The organism is Polaromonas sp. P5_D5 (assembly GCF_054049435.1).
Genome location: NZ_JBFUMJ010000001.1, coordinates 904,092 through 924,456, shown reverse-complemented (window position 1 = coordinate 924,456; position 20,365 = coordinate 904,092). Strand labels below are relative to the sequence as shown.

The window sequence follows — 20,365 nt, the reverse complement described above, 5'->3', positions numbered from 1 at the left end:
ACGTCCAACAGCCTGCCTTGAGCCTGCACAACGCCCCGCCGGTTGTTTATCCGCTGGGGCGTTCGCGTTTTCTGGGTACTCTTTTGTTGGGTTTATGGCTGTCCGGGCTGCTTTTAGCCATGCTCTGGTATTTCAATGGAAACCGTCAGCTGGATTGGCGCATCGGCCTGGCACTTACTGCCGCGTTAGGCGCTGGTGTGGCAGCACATATTGGTTGGCGAAATTCTCCGGCGGGCCACTTGGCATGGGATGGCGAAGTGTGGCGCTGGGAGGGCCCGGGTTACCAGGCGGGCGTTGCCGAATATGAGCTTTCAGTCCTTGCCGATTTTCAGCACTATTTACTGCTTCGGCTTGAAAATTCTGTTCACGCACGGCTGTGGCTTTGGGTGGAGCGCGGTGTCATGCCGGAGCGATGGCTGGATCTGCGCCGGGCGGTCTACTCGCCGCACAAGTCATCTTCCACCTTATCGCCGCACGATTTTCTGCCGGCAGAACCCGTGCCGGCTGTGGCAGTATCGGGGTCTATGCGCCCAGTTGAAGTCACGTCACAAAACCCATGAGCGCTGACCTGCCTCCGCCGCAACTGGAAAAAGCAACCGACAGCGATGCCATGCTGGTGGAGCGCACCGTTGCAGGCGACCAGAAGGCATATGAGCTGCTGGTCATCAAATACCAGCGGCGCATCCAGCGCCTGATAGGCCGTATGGTGCGCGATGTGGACCTGGTGGAAGATATCGCCCAGGAAACGTTCATCCGCGCCTACAGGGCCCTGGCGCAGTTCAGGGGCGAGGCCCAGTTCTACACATGGCTTTACCGGATTGCGGTGAATACCGCCAAAAAGGCCCTGATGGACCTTAAACGGGATCCAACCGTCTCTGAAAACTCCTTTAAATCGGGCCAAAGCGATGAAAGCGATGAAACTTCCCCGCTTGAAAACGAACTAACAAGCTCGGAAACGCCGGAAGCCGTGCTGGCCACCAAGGAAATTGCGGAAATCATCAATGCCGCCATGGAAGCCTTGCCTGAGGAGCTTCGCCAGGCCATTACCCTGCGTGAAATAGAAGGGCTGAGCTACGAAGAGATTTCAGAGGCGATGGATTGCCCCATCGGTACAGTGCGGTCACGTATTTTCAGGGCGCGCGAGGCAATTTCGCAGAAGGTGAAACCGTTGCTGGAAAACCAGAGCGGCAAGCGCTGGTGAAGTCGCAGCACCCAGGAGCCATCCATGAACCCACGAATCAGACCCCGTATTTTGAGCCTTTCAAAACGGCAGTTCCGCTGCCCACGAACATGATGAAACCGTCAATGCAAACCAGCGAACTCATGTCTGCCTTGGCCGATGGCCAATTGGACGGGGACGAACTTGTGGCTGCACTCGATGCCAGCCGGCGCGATGATTCAGCGGTCGCCGCCTGGGACGCCTATCACCTGATTGGCGATGCCTTGCGGTCGCCTGCGCTTCGGACCAAAGGGGCGGACATGGCCTTTTTGGCGCGCCTGAACCAGCGCCTTGCCCAGGAAACCCCGGCCGGTTCGAGTTTTCATCCTGCTGCTCCGGCTCTGGATGTTGTTCAGGTACCCGTGCAAGCAATGTCTCAACCGCATGGCGAAGCCGCCAATGACAGCGATTTCCGCTGGAAGCTGGTAGCAGGATTTGCCTCACTCGCCGCGGTGGCTGCCATTGCGTGGAATGCCTCTGGCTTGCTGGCACCCGGCTCGGCGCCGCAGCTTGCCCAGGCGCCACTGTCACAACAGGTGTTGGTTGCTTCGCCCCAAGGCCCAATGGTGCGGGATGCCCGGCTGGAGGAACTGCTGGCTGCGCACAAGCAGCTGGGGGGCACATCGGCCCTGCAGGAACCCTCGGGCTTCTTGCGCAATGCCACCTTTGAAACGCCGCAAAATGCAGGACGCTGAGCGGGCGCCTGCTTGTCGCCGGGCTTTGGAAACTTCATGAAATTCAAGCTATTTCGCCTTCTAGCCCTTGCGGGATGTGCGCTGCCAGCTATGAATTTTGTAGCGGCACAGGTGCCGCCGCCGGCCCCTGCTGCGACGCCCATGGAATCCCGCAACATCAACGATTGGCTGATGCGCATGCACGAGGCTTCCAAAAAGCGCTCGTACATCGGCACCTTTGTCGTCTCTTCCGGTGGCGCCATGTCCAGTGCGAAGATTTGGCATGTTTGCGAGGGCGACCAGCAAATGGAGCGGGTAGAAACGCTGACGGGGGCACCGCGCTCGATTTTTCGCCATAACGACCAGGTGGTCACCTTCATGCCGGACCACAAGGTGGTTCGCAGTGAAAAGCGCGAGTCGCTGGGTATGTTCCCCCAGTTGCTGCAGTCAACCGATAACCGGATTGCCGACTATTACAAGGTCCGTCAGGAGGGTACCGAGCGTGTGGCGGGCGTCGAGGCCGATATCGTGCTGCTGGCGCCCAAAGACAATATGCGGTTTGGCTACCGGGTCTGGACAGAACAGAAGAAAGGCCTGGTCGTGAAGCTGCAGACGCTCGATACCGACGGCAAGGTCCTGGAACAGGCGGCATTTTCAGAATTGCAGCTTGATGCTCCGGTCAAAATGGACAAGCTCCTCCAGATGATGGGCAAGGTCGACGGTTACCGTGTGGAAAAGCCTGTTCTCATGAAGACCACGGCAAGCGCGGAAGGCTGGCTCCTGAAGGCGCCTGTGGCGGGCTTTAAACCCATGAGTTGCTACAAGCGGCCGGCGACGGCACTGGCGCCTGCCGGCACTGCGGCCGGTGAAGAGCCCCTGCAGTGGATTTTCTCGGATGGTTTGGCATCGGTGTCGATTTTTGTAGAACCGTTCGACCGCCAGCGCCACGGTCAGGAATCGAGCCTGTCGATGGGCGCCACCCAGACGATTACCCGGCAGCTCGACGCCTATTGGGTCACCGTGATGGGTGAAGTCCCCATGGGCACTTTGAAGCTTTTTGCGGGCGGGCTGGAGCGCAAGAAATAATATGCACTGGTGCTCCTGGTACTTTTCTCGGGGGCCACGTGCTGCAACAATTTTCTCCGGCGCCAGCCTTGGGTTGCCGCCGGGTGTGATTGCCGGATGACAACATTTATGACGAGGCTGATGATGCTTGAATTGAAATGGAAACCCCTGCGCTCCTGCCTGACGGCGGCCATCGTGGGAAGCACTGCGGTCCTGGCGGTGCTGCCGGTCGCGCCGGTCTGGGCGCAGAACCGCACATTGCCGGATTTCACGGACCTCGTGGAGCAGGTGGGTCCTTCGGTGGTCAATATCCGCACCCTGGAGAAAGCCAAGGCAGCGGCTTCCGGAAGTGCCGACGAACAGATGCTGGAATTCTTCAAGCGCTTTGGCATACCGATCCCCCCTAATATGCCCCGCGCACCCCGGCCGGACCGCAGCCCTCAGCCTGACGAAGATCAGCCACGCGGCGTCGGGTCGGGTTTCATCCTGACGGCCGACGGCTTTGTGATGACCAACGCGCATGTAGTCGAAGGCGCCGATGAAGTCATCGTCACGTTGACCGACAAGCGCGAATTCAAAGCCAAAATCATCGGTGCGGACAAGCGCAGTGACGTTGCCGTCGTCAAGATTGAGGCGACGGGGCTGCCCGCAGTGAAGATCGGCGACATCAACCGCCTCAAGGTCGGGGAATGGGTGATGGCCATCGGCTCGCCATTTGGCCTGGAAAACACCGTGACCGCAGGTATCGTGAGTGCCAAGCAGCGGGATACCGGCGACTACCTGCCGTTTATCCAGACCGACGTGGCCATCAACCCCGGCAACTCCGGCGGGCCCCTGATCAATATGCGCGGTGAGGTGGTTGGCATCAACAGCCAAATTTATTCGCGCTCCGGCGGCTTCCAGGGCATTTCCTTTTCCATTCCCATAGATGAGGCAGCGCGCGTGTCCGATCAGCTGCGCACGAGCGGCAAGGTCACGCGGGGCCGCATCGGTGTGCAGATCGACCAGGTCACCAAAGAGGTGGCGGAATCGATTGGCCTGGGCAAGGCCCAGGGCGCGCTGGTTAGGGGTGTCGAAAGCGGCGCACCCGCAGAAAAAGCGGGCATTGAGGCCGGCGACATCATCATCAAGTTCGACGGCAAGCCGATTGAAAAATCCAGCGACCTGCCGCGCATGGTCGGCAACGTGAAGCCGGGTACCAAGGCCGTGGTGACCGTCTTCAGGCGCGGCGCGAGCAAGGACCTTTCGGTCACGATTGGTGAGGTCGAGGCAGAAAAACCCGCGCGCAAGGCTTCGGCTGGCCCCGAACCCAAGCCCCCGGTAGCGGGTGCCGCACAGGCTTTGGGTCTGGCCGTGAGTGAAGTGCCCGACGCACAGAAGAAGGAGCTGAAGGTCAAGGGTGGCGTCAAGGTGGACACCGCCGAAGGGGTTGCTGCGCGGGCCGGCCTGAAAGAAGGCGACGTGATTGTGGCGATTGCCAACTCCGAAGTCACCAGCGTCAAGGAATTTGAAGCGGCCCTTGCCAAAATCGACAAGTCCAAAGCCATCAACGTGCTGTTCCGGCGGGGCGAGTGGGCGCAATACGCGCTGATCAGGCCATCTCGCTGAAGCGCTACCTTAGATCTCTTTCTCGCAGCGTCACAGCAAGAGCCGGGAGGCTGCCATTAACCCCCATACCCTGCCGGGCTATGGGGGTTTTTGATGTCTGGCGCGGAAATTTGGTGTTTCGCAAAAATATATTTTGCGAGGAGCCGGATCTCATTTTTTGTTAGTGATTGCTCACAATGAGGTGGTCCATGGACCGTTTTCGGTAGAATATGAGCTCCCGCCTGCGCTATTTCGATATATCGGAATGGCTAAAGACCCGGTTTCTCTCTTTATTTTGAGTAATACCGAACGCTCCACAGATCACCCACAAGTTGTCCAGAGACAAGCAGTATAAAATTGTGAATAAGTTGTGCATAAGATCCATGTTGCTAGCCTGCAACGACAAAAATATGGCCATTTCGGGACTGTTCGGCTCCGGCTTTTTGCCTACAATGAAGTTCCAACTATCGCAGTTGCCATAGATTGTTGGTTCAGGGCGCGTCGCTACTCGACGCGCCCTTTTTTATGGCCCTCGCGAATTCCATTCAATCTCTTCGCAATACTTTCAAGTACTTAGGCGTTCTCGTTGATGAATCACATCAGAAATTTTTCGATCATTGCCCACATTGATCACGGCAAATCCACGCTGGCTGACCGTCTCATCCAGCGCTGCGGCGGTTTGCAGGACAGAGAGATGAGTGCGCAGGTTCTGGATTCGATGGATATTGAAAAAGAGCGTGGGATAACCATCAAGGCGCAGACCGCTGCGCTCAAATACAAGGCACTCAACGGCGAGGTCTACAACCTCAATCTGATCGACACGCCGGGCCACGTCGACTTCTCTTATGAAGTGAGCCGCTCGCTGTCCGCATGCGAGGGTGCGCTGCTGGTGGTGGACGCCAGCCAGGGTGTGGAAGCGCAGACCGTCGCCAACTGCTACACCGCGCTGGACCTCGGTGTGGAAGTCGTGCCGGTGCTCAACAAGATGGACTTGCCGCAAGCCGACCCTGATAACGCCAAGCAGGAAATCGAAGAAGTGATCGGCATCGACGCGACCGATGCGATTCCCTGCAGTGCCAAGACGGGCATGGGCATCGATGAAATCCTGGAGGCCGTCGTTGCCAGGATTCCGCCGCCCAAAGGTAATCCAGGCGGCCCGTTGCGCGCCATGATCATTGACAGTTGGTACGACGCTTATGTGGGCGTCGTCATGCTGGTGCGTGTTGTGGACGGCCGGCTTGCCAAGGGTGACCGTATCAAGCTGATGGCCAGCGAGGCGATGTACAACGCCGAGCAATTAGGCGTCTTTACTCCGCATACCGAGCCTCGCCAGGCACTCGAATCCGGCGAGGTGGGTTTTGTCATCGCTGGCATCAAGGAGCTTCAGGCGGCGCGGGTCGGCGACACCGTGACCCTGATCAAGCCCGGGACAGGCGGCGCTGCCTTTACCGCCACCGAGGCCTTACCCGGCTTCAAGGAAATCCAGCCTGCGGTGTTTGCCGGCCTGTATCCCTCAGAGGCCAGTGAATACGAATCCCTGCGCGATGCACTGGAAAAACTCAAGCTCAATGATGCGTCGCTGCACTATGAGCCGGAGGTCAGCGAGGCGCTGGGTTTCGGGTTTCGCTGCGGTTTCCTGGGGCTGCTGCACATGGAAATTGTCCAGGAGCGGCTCGAGCGGGAATTCGACCAGGACCTGATCACGACGGCTCCCAGTGTGGTCTATGAAGTTCTCCAATCCGACGGAACCCTCCTCAAGGTTGAAAATCCCTCCAAAATTCCCGACGGCGGAAAGGTTAACGAGATCCGCGAGCCCATTGTGACCGTGCACTTGTATATGCCGCAGGACTACGTGGGCGCCGTGATGACGCTGGCCAACCAGAAGCGCGGCATCCAGCTGAACATGGCCTACCACGGCAAACAGGTCATGCTGACCTATGAAATGCCGCTGGGCGAGATCGTGCTGGACTTCTTCGACAAGCTCAAGTCCGTCTCCCGCGGCTATGCGTCGATGGACTACGAATTCAAGGAGTTCCGGGCATCCGATGTGGTGAAGGTGGACATCCTGCTGAATGGCGAGAAGGTCGACGCGCTGTCCATCATCGTCCACCGCAGCCAGTCGGCCTACCGCGGCCGGGCGGTGGTGGCCAAAATGCGCGAGATCATTTCCCGGCAGCAATTCGATGTGGCCATCCAGGCGGCGATCGGGGCCAATATTATTGCGCGTGAGACAATCAAGGCGCTGCGCAAAAACGTGATCGCCAAGTGCTACGGCGGCGATATTTCACGCAAACGCAAGCTCCTTGAAAAACAAAAAGCGGGTAAAAAACGCATGAAACAAATCGGTTCCGTTGAAGTCCCCCAGGAAGCCTTCCTGGCCATTTTGCAGGTGGAAGATTGATGCGCGGCGCAATGAGCACGATCACGGCCGTGGTGCTGGCCGCATTTGTGGGTTATGGCGCTGCCTGGTACTTCGGCGTCGTGGACGGAAACTTCTCCCTGCTGCTGTTCCTGGCATCGGTGGTCACCGGGATTTACTGGCTGGCCGAGCGGTTTTACTTTTTGCCGCAGCGCTACCGCGCGGCGGCGGCATTCGAGGAAAGTGCTGCCAGGCGGCAGGCTGAGCTCGCCGGAAAAGGCATCAGCCAGGTCGACAACCATGTTGACGAAGCCAGAACCCGGCTCATCATGCAGCCCTGGTGGCTGGATTGGACCGCCGGCCTGTTCCCGGTGATCGTGGTGGTTTTCCTGTTGCGCTCCTTCCTGTTTGAGCCCTTCAAGATTCCTTCTGGCTCCATGATCCCGACCTTGCTCGTCAACGATCTGATCCTGGTCAATAAATTCCATTACGGCGTTCGCTTGCCGGTGCTCAATATCAAGGTACTGGACAACAACACCCCGCAGCGCGGTGATGTGATGGTGTTTCGCTACCCGCCAAAACCGAGCCTGGATTACATCAAACGGGTGGTGGGTGTGCCCGGGGATGAGGTGGCCTACCTGAACAAGAAGCTGACCATTAACGGCAAGCCTCTGGTCAAGACGCCTTTGCCCGACTTTTTTGACGAAGATATTTTGCGTTACGCCAAACAGTTCGAAGAGGTCAATGGGACAAAGAAATACCGCCTGCTGAATGACGACTCCCGGCGGGCCGGCCTCGATGAGCGGGAGGTCATGGACTTTCCTTTCAAGGAAAATTGCCGTTACAGTAGCGAAGGCGTTGTCTGCAAGGTGCCTGAGGGGCAGTATTTCATGATGGGCGATAACCGCGATAATTCGCTGGATTCCCGTTATTGGGGGTTTGTTCCCGATAAAAACATTGTCGGCAAGGCCTTTTTTGTCTGGATGAATTTCGGCAACCTCAAGCGTATCGGTTCTTTCGAGTAGCCGCTTTTTTTGGCACACTTTGGTGTACCAGGGGCAATACGACAGGACTTCCTAGTCAGAGCAGGAGAAAAAATGAAACATCGTCAACGTGGCATTTCCTTTATTGGCCTTCTGTTTGTGGGCATCGTTCTTGTATGTGGTGGCATTTTGGCTGCCCAGGTTGCCCCGACGCTGATTGAATATCAGGCCATCCTCAAGGCCGCCGGAAAGGCGAGGGAAGGCAATACCGTGGCTGAGGCCAGAACTATCTTTGACAAGGCCGCCCAGATTGACGACATCAAGTCAATTACTGCCAAAGATATCGAAGTGACCAAAGAGGGTGACAAAACTGTGGTGTCTTTCGCCTATAACAAGGAAATCCACATGGCCGGCCCAGCTTATCTGCTGCTCAAGTACAACGGCCGTGCCAAGTAAGTGCGAGCGAGTGCTACCTCAAGTCCTGGTCTGCTGGCACTGCAAAAGCGCCTGCAGCATGATTTTTCCGACCCAAGGCTGCTCCAGCAAGCGCTGACGCACCGCAGCTTTTCAACCGACCATAACGAGCGTATCGAGTTTCTGGGCGATTCCGTCCTGAACCTGGCTGTCGCGGGGTTGCTCTACGAGCAACTGAGCACCCTGCCTGAGGGCGATCTTTCACGTGTGCGGGCTAACCTGGTCAAGCAGGACACCCTGCACAAACTTGCCGTCGTGCTTGGCTTGCCGGATCTGGTACGGCTGGGCGAAGGCGAGGCAAAATCAGGCGGACAGAAGCGGCCCTCCATCCTCGCCGATGCGCTGGAAGCTGTCATAGGCGCCGTTTACCTGGACGCCGGCTTTGAGGCGGCCAACCTGCTGGTGCGCCGGCTGTTCAAGGACGTGGAAATCAACCCCCAGATGCAGGCCATCGGCAAAGATCCGAAAACCGAATTGCAGGAGTGGTTGCAGGGGCGCAAAATGAACCTGCCGATTTATCGCGTGGTGGGTACCATGGGTGCGGCCCACAAGCAGACCTTCGATGTGGAATGCGAGATCACTGAATATGGCCGGGCCGAGCGCGGGATCGGCGGCTCCCGCCGGGCCGGCGAACAAGCCGCCGCCGCAGCCATGCTGATGTTTGTCAAGACACTGGATTCCTGACTCCGAGCCGGCAGCCGCCCGAAGGCCGCAGGCCAACACACCAAGATTATGAGTACAGGTAAAAAAGAACCGAAAAAACCGGTAGTTGCTGCGGCGACTCCCCCTGCAGTCGCGCCGAAAAAGCGTCAAGCCAAAGCCCCGGAAGCCGTGCAGCCGCCCGATGCGCTGGAAGCCATGCTGGCGCAGGCGCTGTCCTCGCGCGGCGCGGCCGTGCCCGCCGCTGCTGACACATCGTCCGCCGGCGAGCAGCGCTGTGGCCTGATCGCCATCGTCGGCAAGCCCAACGTGGGCAAGTCCACTCTGCTCAATGCCCTGGTGGGACAAAAGATCAGCATCACCTCGCGCAAGGCCCAGACCACGCGCCACCGCATCACCGGCATGCGCACGGTCAAGGCAACGCAGTATGTCTTCGTGGACACGCCGGGCTTCCAGACCCGGCACGGCAACGCGCTGAACCGCTCGCTGAACCGCACTGTGGTCGGCGCCGTCAATGATGTGGACCTGATTGTCTTTGTGGTGGAAGCCGGTCAATTCAACCAGGCCGACGCCAAGGTTCTGGCTCTGCTGCCCGAAAAGACACCCGCGATTTTGCTGGCTAACAAGTTTGATTTGATTCACCGCCGCGCCGAGATCGCGCCCTGGCTCAAGGAAATGCAGGAGCGGCACAATTTCGCCGAGTTCGTGCCGATGTCGGCCAACAACGCCAAGGACATCGAGCGCCTGTTCGGCATTTGCGAAAAATACCTGCCGGTCCAGCCCTGGATGTACGGTGCCGACGAATTGACCGACCGCAGCGATCGCTTCATGGCGGCGGAAATCATTCGCGAGAAGCTCTTTCGCCTCACGGGGGACGAACTTCCCTACACCTCAACGGTCATCATTGACCGGTATGAAGAAGAGGGCACCCTGCGCAAAATTGCCGCCACCATCGTGGTGGAGCGTGACGGCCACAAAGGCATGATCATTGGCGAGAAGGGTGAAAAGCTCAAACGCATCGGCACTGAAGCCCGGCATGAGCTTGAAACCCTCACGGGCGGCAAGGTGTTCCTGGAGATCTGGGTCAAGGTCCGTTCGGGTTGGGCCGACGATGAGGCCCGGGTCAAGACATTCGGGTATGAATGAGGCCCCCACGGTCGCTCACTGCGTGTAGCTCCCTGCCCCCCGAGGGGGCCGCTGCGCCTGCGGCCCGGCAAAGCCGGTTCCGCGGCCCCGGCTTGAAGGGGGAGTTCCCTCAGTTCTCGCTGCTGGTTTCCTGCCTGGCCTCCTGAACCACATGGCCACCAAGCGCATCGGCGATGAACCCGCCTACGTCCTGCACCGCTACGACTGGAGTGAGTCCAGCCTGATCCTGGAGGTGTTCACCCGTAAATATGGCCGGGTGGCTCTGGTGGCGCGGGGGGCGAAGAAGCCCAGCTCCAGCTTCCGGCCGATCTTGTTGCCTTTGCAGCCGCTGCATATCGCCTTTGGCGGCGATGCTGAAATCCGCACCCTGAAAAGCGCTGAGTGGCAGGGCGGCCACGTCATGCCCACGGGGGATGCATTGCTGTCGGGCTATTACCTCAACGAGCTCTTGATGCGCCTGATGGCGCGTGACGACCCGCATCCGGTGCTGTTTGACGCCTACGCCGCCACGGTGCAATTGATCGCCGCACAAAGTGCCGAAACCCTGCAGCTGGCGTTGCGCGCGTTTGAGCTGCGGCTGCTGCGCGACATCGGCCTTTTACCCCTGCTGGACGCCGAAACCGCCACGCTGGCGCCGCTCGATCCGGACACCCGCTATGTGCTGGTGCCAGAGGCGGGGCTCCGGCAAGCGCACGACGACGATCGCGTCAGCCTGCCCGGCGGGCAATGGCAGGCGCTGCAGCAGGCGCTGGGTGACGAGGCGCTGTTCTCTGACACGGTACGGGCCTGTATCCCCGGCTTCAATGAGCTTAAAACCCAGTTGCGCGGGCTGCTGCACTACCATTGCGGCGTCAAGGTCCTGAAAACCCGGCAGATGATGATGGACCTGCAAGCTTTCTAACGAGCAACCGCCATGAAACTCCTTTCGCCCGCTCCCCTCGTGTCCCATGTGTATGACAAGACCGCACTGTCGGTCAACGTCAACAAGGTCGCCCTGTTGCGAAATTCCCGCCACCTGGATATTCCTAGCGTGCGCCGTGCCGCCGAGCTGTGCCTGGAAGCTGGTGCACAGGGCATCACGGTGCACCCGCGGCCCGACGAGCGGCATATCCGCCGTGACGACGTCTTTGAACTCGCCGCGCTGATGAAGGACTGGCCAGACCGCGAATTCAACATCGAAGGCAACCCGTTCCAGAATCTGATGGGCTTTGTGCACGATCTGGCCGCCCGGGGCCTGCCGCTGCACCAATGCACCTTTGTGCCCGACAGCGAAGACCAGTTCACCAGCGACCACGGCTGGAATTTCCCCGAAGACGCTGAGCGCCTGCAGCCCCTGATAGAACAGGTGCATGACCGCCGTGTGCGGGTCAGTCTTTTCATGGACCCGATTCCCGAAGCCATGGCAGCGGCCAAGGCCGTGGGCGCCGACCGGGTGGAGTTTTATACCGAGACCTACGCGCGCGCCTGGGCAACTCCTGAAAAGGCCGAAGTTCTGGCGCGCTTTACCCGTGCGGGCCAGGCCGCTGCGGCAGCCGGCCTGGGCATCAACGCGGGCCACGACCTGAACCGCGACAACCTCACGGAGTTTGTGCGAGAAGTACCCAATGTGCTGGAGGTGTCGATAGGCCACGCTTTTGTTGCCGACGCCCTCGAGTTGGGTTACGCCGCGACCACCCGGCGTTACCTGCTTAGCATCACCCAGGCATTCGCCCCCGCATGATTGGAGCCCCCACGCTCCCCCACTGCGTGTGGGTCGCTGCCCCCCGAGGGGGCCGCCCGCCTGTGGCCCGGCAAAGCCGGTTCCACGGCTCGAGCTGGCCTGTTTTGTGTCACCTTACGGCAGCGACTGTGCGGGCAGAATGATCTACGGAATCGGTACTGACATCTGCGACGTGCGCCGCATCCGCGCCAGCCTTGAGAGGCATGGTGAACGGTTTGCCCGCAGGATTCTGAGCGACGGTGAACTTGCCACCTGGAAACACCGCAGCGCCCGCTGGCCCGACCGCGGCGTCAGCTACCTTGCCACCCGGTTTTCAGCCAAAGAAGCTTTCAGCAAGGCGATCGGCACCGGCATGCGGATGCCCATGACGTGGCGCAGCTGTGAAATCGCCAAGGCGCCCAGCGGCAAACCCGAGATCGTGCTGCACGGCACGCTCAAGGCCTGGTTTGAAGCCCGCCAGCTCACTGCCCATGTGTCCGTCACCGACGAAACCGATTACGCCGCCAGTTTTGTGGTTGTAGAGAAAAATAGCCCCTAGCGCCCGTCAATATTGCGCTAGCAGCTATCAATTTAATAGTATTTAATTCCTGATTTCAATCCCATGACCCAGCACGCTCCCCTCATCATCGACATCGCCGGCCTCACGCTGACCAAGGCCGACCGCCGGCGCCTCAAGCACCCATTGACCGGCGGGATCATCCTGTTTGGCCGCAACTGGCAAGACCGCCGGCAACTGAGCGCGCTCTGTGCTGAGATCAAGAGCATCCGGCCGGACTTGCTGATTTGCGTGGACCACGAAGGCGGGCGCGTGCAGCGCTTCAGGACGGATGGTTTTACCCACCTGCCGCCCATGCGCGCGCTGGGCTCGCTGTGGATGAAGGACCAGCTTGCGGCCACCAACGCCGCCACCGCCTGTGGCTACGTGCTGGGTGCCGAGTTGCGCGCTTGCGGCGTTGATTTCAGTTTCACGCCGGTGCTGGACCTCGATTGGGGTGAAAGCGGGGTCATCGGCGACCGCGCCTTTGGCCGCGACCCGCGCGTGGTCACGCTGCTGGCCAAAAGCCTGATGCACGGCCTGCTGCAGGCCGGTGTGGCCAATTGTGGCAAGCACTTCCCCGGCCATGGTTTCGTCAAGGCCGACTCCCATACCGACATCCCGGTCGACAAACGCAGCCTGAAGGCCATTCTGGCCGACGACGCCGCGCCTTATGAGTGGCTGAACACCACGCTCACCAGCGTGATGCCGGCGCATGTGATCTACCCCAAGGTGGACGCCAGGCCGGCAGGTTTTTCGGAAAAGTGGCTGACCTACATCCTGCGCGGCCAGCTGGGTTTTGGCGGCGCGATTTTCAGCGACGACCTGAGCATGGCCGGCGCACGCCTCATTGACGGCAAGGAAGTCAGCTACACCGAGGCTGCTGTCACGGCGCTTAACGCCGGCTGCGACATGGTCCTGCTGTGCAACCAGTCGGTGGGGGAGGGCAAACCGGTGGACGAACTGCTGGACGGCATGGCCGAGGCGCTGCTCAAGGGCCAGTGGGAAGCGCTGGAGTCCAGCGAGCTGCGCCGGCTGGACCTGCTGCCCGCCATCCCAGCCCACGAATGGGACGAACTGATGCTGCACCCTGCCTACATGCACGCGATGGGACTGATTCCCTGAGATGCGTTTGCCGGAGATGCTATTAAATAAATAGCTGTTGGCGCAAGACTGTATTGGGTCTCAGGCATTTTTCTTGTAAATTTGACCGATTCGGGACCCGCGCGGGCGGCTGTGACCACACCGCAGTGGGGTCAGGCTGAAGGCCACTCCAGCCGGCCCACCGCATCCATATGCGTCAGGTACACCCGCAGGTCAAATTCATACTGGTGGTAGCGCGGCTCCATATGGGTGCAGAGCTGGTAAAAAGCCTTGTCGTGCGCTTTTTCCTTGATGTGGGCCAGCTCGTGCACCGCAATCATCCGCAAAAACTCTTCCGGCACTTCCCTGAACAGCGTGGCCACCCGGATTTCACGCTTGGCTTTGAGTTTGCTGCCCTGGACCCTGGAAACGGTGGTGTGTGTGCCCAGCGCATGGGCAATCACGTGCAGCTTGCTGTCAAACGCGACTTTGGAGAGTGGCTCCGAGCTGCGTAAAAACTCGCTTTTGAGCCCCATCACGTAGTCGTACAGGGCCTTGTCCGTCCGCACGCCATGGGCAAGGGGGTATTTGGCGAGCAGCACCTCACCCAGCCGGCCTTGCGCCAGCAACTGCTGCACCTGGGTCTGCAGACTGTCGGGGTAGCCGAGAAGGTATTTGAGTGGCATATGGTTCACCCCCGTCCAGGCTCACTGCGTGTAGCCTGTTCCCCCTCAAGGGGGCGGCGCCAGCGGTCTGGCAAAGCCAGTCCCGCGGCCCCTGCTGGTGTGGAATCGCGTATGGCGAAGTGCGCGATCGTGGGCTAAACCTCACGTCGCAGCGCGGGGAACAGAATCACATCGCGGATGCTGGGGCTGTCGGTCAGCAGCATCATCAGCCGGTCTATGCCGACGCCGCAGCCGCCGGTCGGCGGCATGCCGTATTCCAGCGCGCGGATGAAGTCGTGGTCATAAAACATGGCTTCGTCGTCACCGCTGTCCTTGGCGGCTACCTGGGCGTTAAAGCGCGCGGCCTGCTCTTCAGCGTCGTTCAGCTCACTGAAACCATTGCCGAATTCGCGGCCGGTGATGTAGAGCTCAAAGCGCTCTGTCACCTCAGGGCGGCTGTCATTGGCGCGGGCCAGGGGGGAGATTTCGGTCGGGTGCTCCATGATGAAGGTCGGTTGCCAGAGCTTTTCTTCGACCAGCTCTTCGAAATACAGCACCTGCAGGCCGGCCAGGGAGCGTGTAGACAGACGGTCTTTTTCCTCGTTCATGCCCAGCTTGCGCAGCGCATTCGTCAGCCACACGGTGTCATCGACGTTGTTGCCGGCTTCGGTGTGCTTGAGGATGGCTTCGCGAATGGTCAGGCGGGCAAAGGGTTTGGCGAGGTCGACTTTTTCTTCCTTGCCGCCGTAGCTCAGCTGTAGCGTGCCCACGGCTTTCTGGGCTGCGTCGCGAATCAATGCTTCGGTGAAGTCCATCAGGTCGTTGTAGTCCCAGTAGGCCGCGTAGAACTCCATCATGGTGAATTCAGGGTTGTGCCGTACCGAGATGCCCTCGTTGCGGTAGCTGCGGTTGATCTCGAAGACGCGGTCAAAACCGCCGACGATCAGGCGCTTGAGGTAAAGCTCCGGCGCGATGCGCAGGAACATTTCCTGGTCCAGCGCGTTGTGGTGCGTCTTGAACGGCTTGGCATTGGCACCGCCCGGGATGGGGTGCAGCATCGGCGTCTCGACTTCCAGGAAGTCGTGGCCGACCATGAATTCACGGATAGAGCTGACGGCCTTGCTGCGGGCGGTGAAACGCTTGCGTGCCTGCTCGTCGGTGATCAGGTCCACATAACGCTGGCGGTATTTCTGCTCCTGGTCGGCCATGCCATAAAAATCTCCAGGAAGGGGGCGTAGGCTCTTGGTCAGCAGGCGCACGCTGGTGGCGTGGATGGATAACTCGCCGGTCTTGGTCTTGAAGACCTTGCCTTCTGCCGCGACGATGTCACCCAGGTCCCAATGCTTGAAAGCGGCATAGAGCTCTTCGCCTATTTCGTCGCGCGTGAGGAAAATCTGGATACGCCCGGTGCTGTCCTGCAGGGTGGCAAAACTCGCCTTCCCCATGACACGCTTGAGCATCATGCGGCCGGAGATTTTCGCGGGAACCGCCTCGGCGGCCAGCGCCTCGCCATCCTTGCCGCCGTGCATGGCGTGCAGCTTGCCCGCGTGGTCGGACGGCTTGAAGTCGTTCGGGAACGCAATCCCCTGGCTCCGGATGGCCTTGAGCTTTTCGCGGCGTTCCGCGATCAGCTTGTTTTCGTCTTGGGCGGGGGGCAAGGTGTTGTTATCGGACATGGTCAGAAGTGTGAAAACGATCGGGGCGCCGCTATCAGGCCGGTTTTGTGGCTGTGCGGATAAAGCGCCAAACCGTTGATTTTAGTTTTTTAAGTGGCTGGTTTCCCCATTCAGGGCCGGCTGCCCCTATTTAAGCCTTGATAATCCCGCCTATGTACCTGCGCGCCGGCGTTTTTTCCCTGGGTTTGCTCATGGCCAGCCGCCTGCTCGGCCTCCTGCGGGAATCGGCCCAGGCCGCTGCTTTTGGCGCCACCGGACTTGGCGACGCGGTGATTGTGATGTTCACCCTGCCGGACTTGCTGGTCGGCATATTGTTCAGCGGCGCCCTGGGTTACGTGTTGTTGCCGGAATGGGCGCGCCAAACGCCTGCGCAACAGGATGCCAGCCAGAAAAAAGTCGCACGGGCGCTGCTCGGCACTGGTCTTGTGCTGGCTTTGCTGATCTGGTTACTTCGGGGGGCGCTGTCCCATGCGCTTGCACCTGGCCTGCGGGGCGACATGGCCATCCTTGGCCGCGACTCGCTGGCCTGGAGCGCCGCCGTGCTGCCGCTGGCCATGCTGGCCGCGCTCTGGGTAACGCGGTTGCAGCATGAACGGGATTTCGTAGGCATGTACAGCGGTAATCTCGTGGTCAACCTGCTGCTGGTTTTTGCGCTGTTCCTGGCGCCGCAAAACAGCGGAGATCGAACTGTCTTTATCCTGGGCTGCTTCCTTGTGCTGGCGATGGTCGCGCGCCTCGGCTGGCTGGGCTGGCGGCTTCCGCAGGCTGCGCCGACTGATCCGGCGGCGATGGCTATGCCGGCCCCGCCTGCTGCGGGCATATGGATATGGGCCGGCCTGTCTTCGGGCCTGCTGCTGCTGTTGCCCCTGATGGGGCGCAGCCTGGCGTCCCAGGCCGGGGAGGGGGCCCTCGCAGACTTTAATTACGCCTGGAAGCTGGTGGAGTTGCCGCTGGTGCTCGCGGTGCAGCTCGTGGCCAGCCTGGCTTTTCCGGCAATCACCCGCACCCAAGCGGGCTCTGCGGAACGCGACAGGGCTTTGCAAATTGCCTTTCTCCTGGCCTGGGCCCTGGCTTGCGCAGCGATTGCCGTGGTGGGCAGCTTTTCGCTGCCGCTTGCTCAACTGCTGTTTGGCTGGGGCCGCATGGATGCCGGGCATCTGGAAGTTATTGCGCGCTGGGGGGCCATCGGTATCTGGTCACTGCTGCCACAGGCTTTGATCGCCGTATTGCTGACAGTCATGGCTGCATCGGGGCATATGCACCGCGCGGTCTGGGCTTATGTCGCCGGCCTGGCTGCGCTCGCCGTTGCAGCTTGGTCCGGGCTTGCCGGAGGCGCGCTTGTGATGGGTGCGCTCAATGCTGTATTGGCTGGCATCACCCTCGCCATGTTGTTTGCCGAGCGCGAGCAGCTTCACCGGGCGCTGCCGTGGCGTGCCATGCTTGCCCCATTGGCCGCTTGCCTGCTTCTGGTAGCGGCCAGTCGCTGGTTTGGCCGCTGGAATTTTCTGCCCAGCGCGCTGGCAGCCAGTTTTTTTGCGGTAGTGGTGTTGGCCAGCGCGCTGCTGGCCAGCCCTTTGCTGCGCAGTTTTCTGGGCCGCCAGCCGTTGGCCGTGCCGCAGGCCGGCGGGCAATAATGGCTTATTCCTCTTTCGTCCCATGATTGACTTACTGACCATTACCAACCAGCCAGAGCTGGCGAAACGCTGTGACCGGATGCCGGCCATGCGGCTGTTTGTCGATCTTGAGCGCAATGGCAAGGCCGAGCGCCAGGCCGGGCGCAACACTTTCATCAGTACGCACCAGATTGACGATGTGGGCCGTGTCAAGGCAGTTTTACGGCACTCGCGTCTCATGGTCCGCGTCAATCCATACCGGCTCGATCAGCCAGCTGCAGCCCGTGCGGAGGTCGATGCTGTGCTTGCGCAAGGGGCCGACCTGCTGATGCTTCCGATGTTTTCGACCGCGCAGGAATTGCGGAGCTTCTGCGAAATCGTCGATGGCCGTGTGCCGGTAGTGCCCCTGCTCGAAACCGTGGGTGCGCTCGAATCACTCGAGCAATGGCTGGACACGCCGGGGCTTGGAGAGGTCTTCGTCGGCCTGAATGACCTGCACTTGGCGATGGGCTGCCGCTTCATGTTCGAGCCGTTGGCCCAGGGCCATGTTGACCGCGTAGCGGCAGCGGCAAGGCGGCGAGGTTTACCGATGGGCTTTGGCGGGATCGCCCGCGCAGACGAGGGCTCACTTCCCGGCCGCGATGTTATGGGTGAGCATTTGCGCCTGGGTTCGCAGGCGGTGATTCTTTCGCGGACTTTCAACCGGCCCGATGGTGAACAGTCGTTCGAGGCGGCGGTGGAAGCGCTTCGCGAGGCCGAGTCCGGACTCGCGAAGCGTAGCGCGGCACAAATTGATGCCGACCGCATACGCGTGGCCGCGTTGATCGGCCAGCTCGCGCAGACGGCAAGGCCCGCATGAAACGCCTGATGGACATGGCACTGTCGTTTATGGCGCTACTGCTGCTGTCGCCATTGCTGCTGCTGGCAGCCCTTGTGATCGGATTCGATAGCGGTTTCCCGGTTTTCTTTCGTCAGACGCGGATCGGAAAAAATGGCAGGGAATTTGACATGTACAAATTTCGCAGCATGGTCAGAAATGCCCCGGGGCTCGGACCACATTTCACCGCGAACAACGATCCGCGTATTACACGGGCGGGCCGCTGGATCCGGCGAACCAGCATTGACGAGCTGCCTCAATTGATCAATGTGCTGCGAGGTGACATGAGCCTGGTCGGCCCGAGGCCGCATGTGCCGGCCGAGCGGTCCCTGTATACAGCCGCCGAATGGGAAAGCCGCTGCAGCGTGTTGCCCGGAATCACCGGCCTGGCGCAGATCAGCGGGCGTTCGGACATCTCGTTTGAGCAACAGTGCGCCCTTGACCAGCAATATGTCCAGGAGAATTCATGCTGGCTCGATATCCGGATTCTCTGGGGAACGGTACGCCAACTCGGCGGTAAACATGCCAATTGAGGGGACATGGTTGTCCGCTTCAGCAGGGGCCGGACCCTATAATCCCGCTATTGCAGCCGACTCCCCAAAGCAGCGCTCTGGCCGCTGAAACAACGTGAATCAAAGACAAGCTGAATCTCCCATGGAGCAAAAGCCGATCGGCTACAACGTTCACACGGGCTCCGACCGGCAGGCAATGCTTGAGGCAATAGGGCTTTTTTCGGTGGAACAGCTGTTTGCCGATGTGCCGCAGCAGGTTCGCCTTCGGCGCGAGCTTGACATTCCTCCTGCCCTTAGCGAATGGGAGCTAATGCGTGATGTCACGGCGATGGCCGGGCTGAACCAGACAGTACTCACGCATTCAAATTTTCTCGGCAGCGGCGCCTACGAGCATTACATTCCGGCCGTTGTCGACGCCATCGTTTCCCGCGGCGAATTCCTTACGGCCTACACGCCTTATCAACCCGAAATGAGCCAGGGCCTGCTACAGGCCCTGTTTGAGTTTCAGGTGCTTGTGGGCCGCTTGCTGGGCCAGCAGTCCGTCAACTGCTCGGTGTATGACGGTGCGACGGCGCTTGCCGAATCGTGCTGGATGATGTGTTCAGCCACCGGTAAGCGCCGTATTGTGGTGGCTCAGGCGCTCTGGACCGAATATCGCGAAGTGTTGACTACCTATCTGGAGCCGCGTGGTGTTCGGCTCGATAGCGCAGGGCATGATGCTGGCACTGGCCAGATCGACGTCGCGGCCATAGCCGCATTGTTAGCGTCCGGCGATATCGCCGGTGTCGTGCTGCAAAGCCCCAATGCCCTTGGCGTCGTCGAGGATGTCGCAGCACTTTCGCCGATTTGCAAACAAGGGCAGGCACTGCTTGGGGTGTGTGTCAACCCGTTGCTTTGCGGCTGGATCGAAGCGCCTGGCAGGCTCGGGGCAGACATTGTTGTCTGCGAAGGCCAAACGCTTGGTTTACCGCTCAGTGCAGGCGGGCCTTATGTCGGCATCATTGCTTGCAGCAAACCACTTGAACGGTACCTGCCGGGCCGGCTGGTCGGCCGGGTGCACGACCTCAACGGAAAACTTGGTTACGCGCTGGTCAAGGAAGATCGCGAGCAGCACGTGGCACGCGACAAGGCTACCAGCCACATTTGTTCCAACCAGGCGCTCAATGCGATTCGCGTTGCAATCTACCTGGCGTGCCTGGGTGACGCAAATTTCATGCGAATCGCTGAGGCTAATGCGGCGAATGCAGCCCTGCTGCACGAGCTGCTGGTTGCGCTGCCCGGCGTCAGGTCGCTGCGCAGCGGCGCTTTTTTCAACGAATTTTCGATTGAATTGCCTGTTGCCGCCACGGCCTTTTGTGCGCGCATGCGCAAGCTCGGATTTTTCGCGGGTGTGCCCATCGCGGCTGCGTTGGCGGGCCACAAGAACGGCCTGCTGGTCGCGGTCACTGAAACCAAATCACGCGCTGATATCGAGGCTTATGCCACGCATGCGCGGGCTTGCCTGCAGGAGTGCTGAG

The 20,365-nt window shown here is 60.2% G+C and carries 20 protein-coding genes; 18 read left to right on the top strand and 2 right to left on the bottom strand.

The window, feature by feature from the left end; translation table 11 throughout:
- Positions 1-17 precede the first annotated feature (17 nt).
- The 14 genes from ACXJKE_RS04630 to nagZ all read left to right on the top strand — a co-directional run bounded on the left by ACXJKE_RS04630 (position 18) and on the right by nagZ (position 13,547).
- Complete coding sequence (locus tag ACXJKE_RS04630; protein ID WP_457279383.1) at positions 18-560, top strand: hypothetical protein; 543 nt, start codon at positions 18-20, stop codon at positions 558-560.
- Complete coding sequence (gene rpoE / locus ACXJKE_RS04625; protein WP_457279382.1) at positions 557-1,201, top strand: RNA polymerase sigma factor RpoE; 645 nt, start codon at positions 557-559, stop codon at positions 1,199-1,201. Before ACXJKE_RS04630 ends, rpoE begins: the two co-directional genes overlap by 4 nt.
- Before the next feature lie 104 nt (positions 1,202-1,305).
- Positions 1,306-1,914, top strand: coding sequence for a sigma-E factor negative regulatory protein (locus ACXJKE_RS04620; RefSeq protein WP_457279381.1), 609 nt, complete (start codon positions 1,306-1,308; stop codon positions 1,912-1,914).
- A gap of 36 nt (positions 1,915-1,950) precedes the next feature.
- Positions 1,951-2,979 (top strand): MucB/RseB C-terminal domain-containing protein, encoded by a 1,029-nt coding sequence (locus ACXJKE_RS04615; RefSeq protein ID WP_457279380.1) that lies wholly within the window; start codon positions 1,951-1,953, stop codon positions 2,977-2,979.
- Positions 2,980-3,102: 123 nt separating this feature from the next.
- Positions 3,103-4,566, top strand: a complete 1,464-nt coding sequence (locus ACXJKE_RS04610) for a DegQ family serine endoprotease (protein ID WP_457279379.1) — start codon at positions 3,103-3,105, stop codon at positions 4,564-4,566.
- A gap of 568 nt (positions 4,567-5,134) precedes the next feature.
- Complete coding sequence (gene lepA / locus ACXJKE_RS04605; protein WP_457279378.1) at positions 5,135-6,946, top strand: translation elongation factor 4; 1,812 nt, start codon at positions 5,135-5,137, stop codon at positions 6,944-6,946.
- An 11-nt stretch (positions 6,947-6,957) separates the two neighbouring features.
- Positions 6,958-7,929, top strand: a complete 972-nt coding sequence (gene lepB, locus ACXJKE_RS04600) for a signal peptidase I (protein WP_457279377.1) — start codon at positions 6,958-6,960, stop codon at positions 7,927-7,929.
- Between the two features lie 72 nt (positions 7,930-8,001).
- Complete coding sequence (locus ACXJKE_RS04595) at positions 8,002-8,343, top strand: DUF4845 domain-containing protein (RefSeq protein WP_457279376.1); 342 nt, start codon at positions 8,002-8,004, stop codon at positions 8,341-8,343.
- Positions 8,344-9,045, top strand: a complete 702-nt coding sequence (gene rnc / locus ACXJKE_RS04590; protein WP_457279375.1) for a ribonuclease III — start codon at positions 8,344-8,346, stop codon at positions 9,043-9,045. It abuts the gene before it with no gap.
- 174 nt (positions 9,046-9,219) lie between these two features.
- Complete coding sequence (era, locus tag ACXJKE_RS04585) at positions 9,220-10,167, top strand: GTPase Era (protein ID WP_457279798.1); 948 nt, start codon at positions 9,220-9,222, stop codon at positions 10,165-10,167.
- Between the two features lie 151 nt (positions 10,168-10,318).
- Positions 10,319-11,068 (top strand): DNA repair protein RecO, encoded by a 750-nt coding sequence (gene recO / locus ACXJKE_RS04580; RefSeq protein ID WP_457279374.1) that lies wholly within the window; start codon positions 10,319-10,321, stop codon positions 11,066-11,068.
- A gap of 12 nt (positions 11,069-11,080) precedes the next feature.
- Positions 11,081-11,887 (top strand): pyridoxine 5'-phosphate synthase, encoded by an 807-nt coding sequence (locus ACXJKE_RS04575; RefSeq protein WP_457279373.1) that lies wholly within the window; start codon positions 11,081-11,083, stop codon positions 11,885-11,887.
- A 139-nt stretch (positions 11,888-12,026) separates the two neighbouring features.
- Entirely contained in the window at positions 12,027-12,425 is a 399-nt protein-coding gene (acpS, locus tag ACXJKE_RS04570; RefSeq protein WP_457279372.1) for a holo-ACP synthase, read from the top strand.
- Between the two features lie 63 nt (positions 12,426-12,488).
- A complete protein-coding gene (gene nagZ / locus ACXJKE_RS04565) occupies positions 12,489-13,547 on the top strand; it encodes a beta-N-acetylhexosaminidase (RefSeq protein ID WP_457279371.1) in 1,059 nt (352 codons plus the stop codon).
- A 131-nt stretch (positions 13,548-13,678) separates the two neighbouring features.
- On the opposite strand, the gene ACXJKE_RS04560 is transcribed toward nagZ, so the two are convergent.
- Positions 13,679-14,191 carry a YgjP-like metallopeptidase domain-containing protein gene (locus tag ACXJKE_RS04560; RefSeq protein WP_457279370.1) on the bottom strand — a complete coding sequence of 171 codons (513 nt, stop codon included), beginning with the start codon at positions 14,189-14,191 and terminating at the stop codon, positions 13,679-13,681.
- A 134-nt stretch (positions 14,192-14,325) separates the two neighbouring features.
- Positions 14,326-15,846 (bottom strand): lysine--tRNA ligase, encoded by a 1,521-nt coding sequence (lysS, locus tag ACXJKE_RS04555; protein ID WP_457279369.1) that lies wholly within the window; start codon positions 15,844-15,846, stop codon positions 14,326-14,328.
- Positions 15,847-15,998: 152 nt separating this feature from the next.
- Between lysS and ACXJKE_RS04550 the strand changes: the two genes are divergently transcribed.
- The 4 genes from ACXJKE_RS04550 to gcvPA all read left to right on the top strand — a co-directional run bounded on the left by ACXJKE_RS04550 (position 15,999) and on the right by gcvPA (position 20,364).
- Complete coding sequence (locus ACXJKE_RS04550) at positions 15,999-17,480, top strand: lipid II flippase MurJ (RefSeq protein WP_457279368.1); 1,482 nt, start codon at positions 15,999-16,001, stop codon at positions 17,478-17,480.
- Positions 17,481-17,502: 22 nt separating this feature from the next.
- The gene (locus tag ACXJKE_RS04545) at positions 17,503-18,318 is read left to right on the top strand and encodes an aldolase/citrate lyase family protein (protein ID WP_457279367.1); all 816 of its coding nucleotides are present in this window, start codon (positions 17,503-17,505) and stop codon (positions 18,316-18,318) included.
- The gene (locus ACXJKE_RS04540; protein WP_457279366.1) at positions 18,315-18,869 is read left to right on the top strand and encodes a sugar transferase; all 555 of its coding nucleotides are present in this window, start codon (positions 18,315-18,317) and stop codon (positions 18,867-18,869) included. The genes ACXJKE_RS04545 and ACXJKE_RS04540 overlap by 4 nt, the downstream gene beginning before the upstream one ends.
- A gap of 121 nt (positions 18,870-18,990) precedes the next feature.
- The gene (gcvPA, locus tag ACXJKE_RS04535) at positions 18,991-20,364 is read left to right on the top strand and encodes an aminomethyl-transferring glycine dehydrogenase subunit GcvPA (RefSeq protein ID WP_457279365.1); all 1,374 of its coding nucleotides are present in this window, start codon (positions 18,991-18,993) and stop codon (positions 20,362-20,364) included.
- Position 20,365: the final 1 nt, after the last annotated feature.

What these genes read in the sequence shown, in the direction of transcription:
- rpoE (WP_457279382.1), top strand. Translation starts at nt 557, where the DNA reads ATGAGCGCTGACCTGCCTCCGCCGCAACTGGAAAAAGCAACCGACAGC.
- ACXJKE_RS04620 (WP_457279381.1), top strand. Translation starts at nt 1,306, where the DNA reads ATGCAAACCAGCGAACTCATGTCTGCCTTGGCCGATGGCCAATTGGAC.
- ACXJKE_RS04615 (WP_457279380.1), top strand. Translation starts at nt 1,951, where the DNA reads ATGAAATTCAAGCTATTTCGCCTTCTAGCCCTTGCGGGATGTGCGCTG.
- ACXJKE_RS04610 (WP_457279379.1), top strand. Translation starts at nt 3,103, where the DNA reads ATGCTTGAATTGAAATGGAAACCCCTGCGCTCCTGCCTGACGGCGGCC.
- lepA (WP_457279378.1), top strand. Translation starts at nt 5,135, where the DNA reads ATGAATCACATCAGAAATTTTTCGATCATTGCCCACATTGATCACGGC.
- lepB (WP_457279377.1), top strand. Translation starts at nt 6,958, where the DNA reads ATGAGCACGATCACGGCCGTGGTGCTGGCCGCATTTGTGGGTTATGGC.
- ACXJKE_RS04595 (WP_457279376.1), top strand. Translation starts at nt 8,002, where the DNA reads ATGAAACATCGTCAACGTGGCATTTCCTTTATTGGCCTTCTGTTTGTG.
- era (WP_457279798.1), top strand. Translation starts at nt 9,220, where the DNA reads ATGCTGGCGCAGGCGCTGTCCTCGCGCGGCGCGGCCGTGCCCGCCGCT.
- recO (WP_457279374.1), top strand. Translation starts at nt 10,319, where the DNA reads ATGGCCACCAAGCGCATCGGCGATGAACCCGCCTACGTCCTGCACCGC.
- ACXJKE_RS04575 (WP_457279373.1), top strand. Translation starts at nt 11,081, where the DNA reads ATGAAACTCCTTTCGCCCGCTCCCCTCGTGTCCCATGTGTATGACAAG.
- acpS (WP_457279372.1), top strand. Translation starts at nt 12,027, where the DNA reads ATGATCTACGGAATCGGTACTGACATCTGCGACGTGCGCCGCATCCGC.
- nagZ (WP_457279371.1), top strand. Translation starts at nt 12,489, where the DNA reads ATGACCCAGCACGCTCCCCTCATCATCGACATCGCCGGCCTCACGCTG.
- ACXJKE_RS04560 (WP_457279370.1), bottom strand. Translation starts at nt 14,191, where the DNA reads ATGCCACTCAAATACCTTCTCGGCTACCCCGACAGTCTGCAGACCCAG.
- lysS (WP_457279369.1), bottom strand. Translation starts at nt 15,846, where the DNA reads ATGTCCGATAACAACACCTTGCCCCCCGCCCAAGACGAAAACAAGCTG.
- ACXJKE_RS04550 (WP_457279368.1), top strand. Translation starts at nt 15,999, where the DNA reads ATGTACCTGCGCGCCGGCGTTTTTTCCCTGGGTTTGCTCATGGCCAGC.
- ACXJKE_RS04545 (WP_457279367.1), top strand. Translation starts at nt 17,503, where the DNA reads ATGATTGACTTACTGACCATTACCAACCAGCCAGAGCTGGCGAAACGC.
- ACXJKE_RS04540 (WP_457279366.1), top strand. Translation starts at nt 18,315, where the DNA reads ATGAAACGCCTGATGGACATGGCACTGTCGTTTATGGCGCTACTGCTG.
- gcvPA (WP_457279365.1), top strand. Translation starts at nt 18,991, where the DNA reads ATGGAGCAAAAGCCGATCGGCTACAACGTTCACACGGGCTCCGACCGG.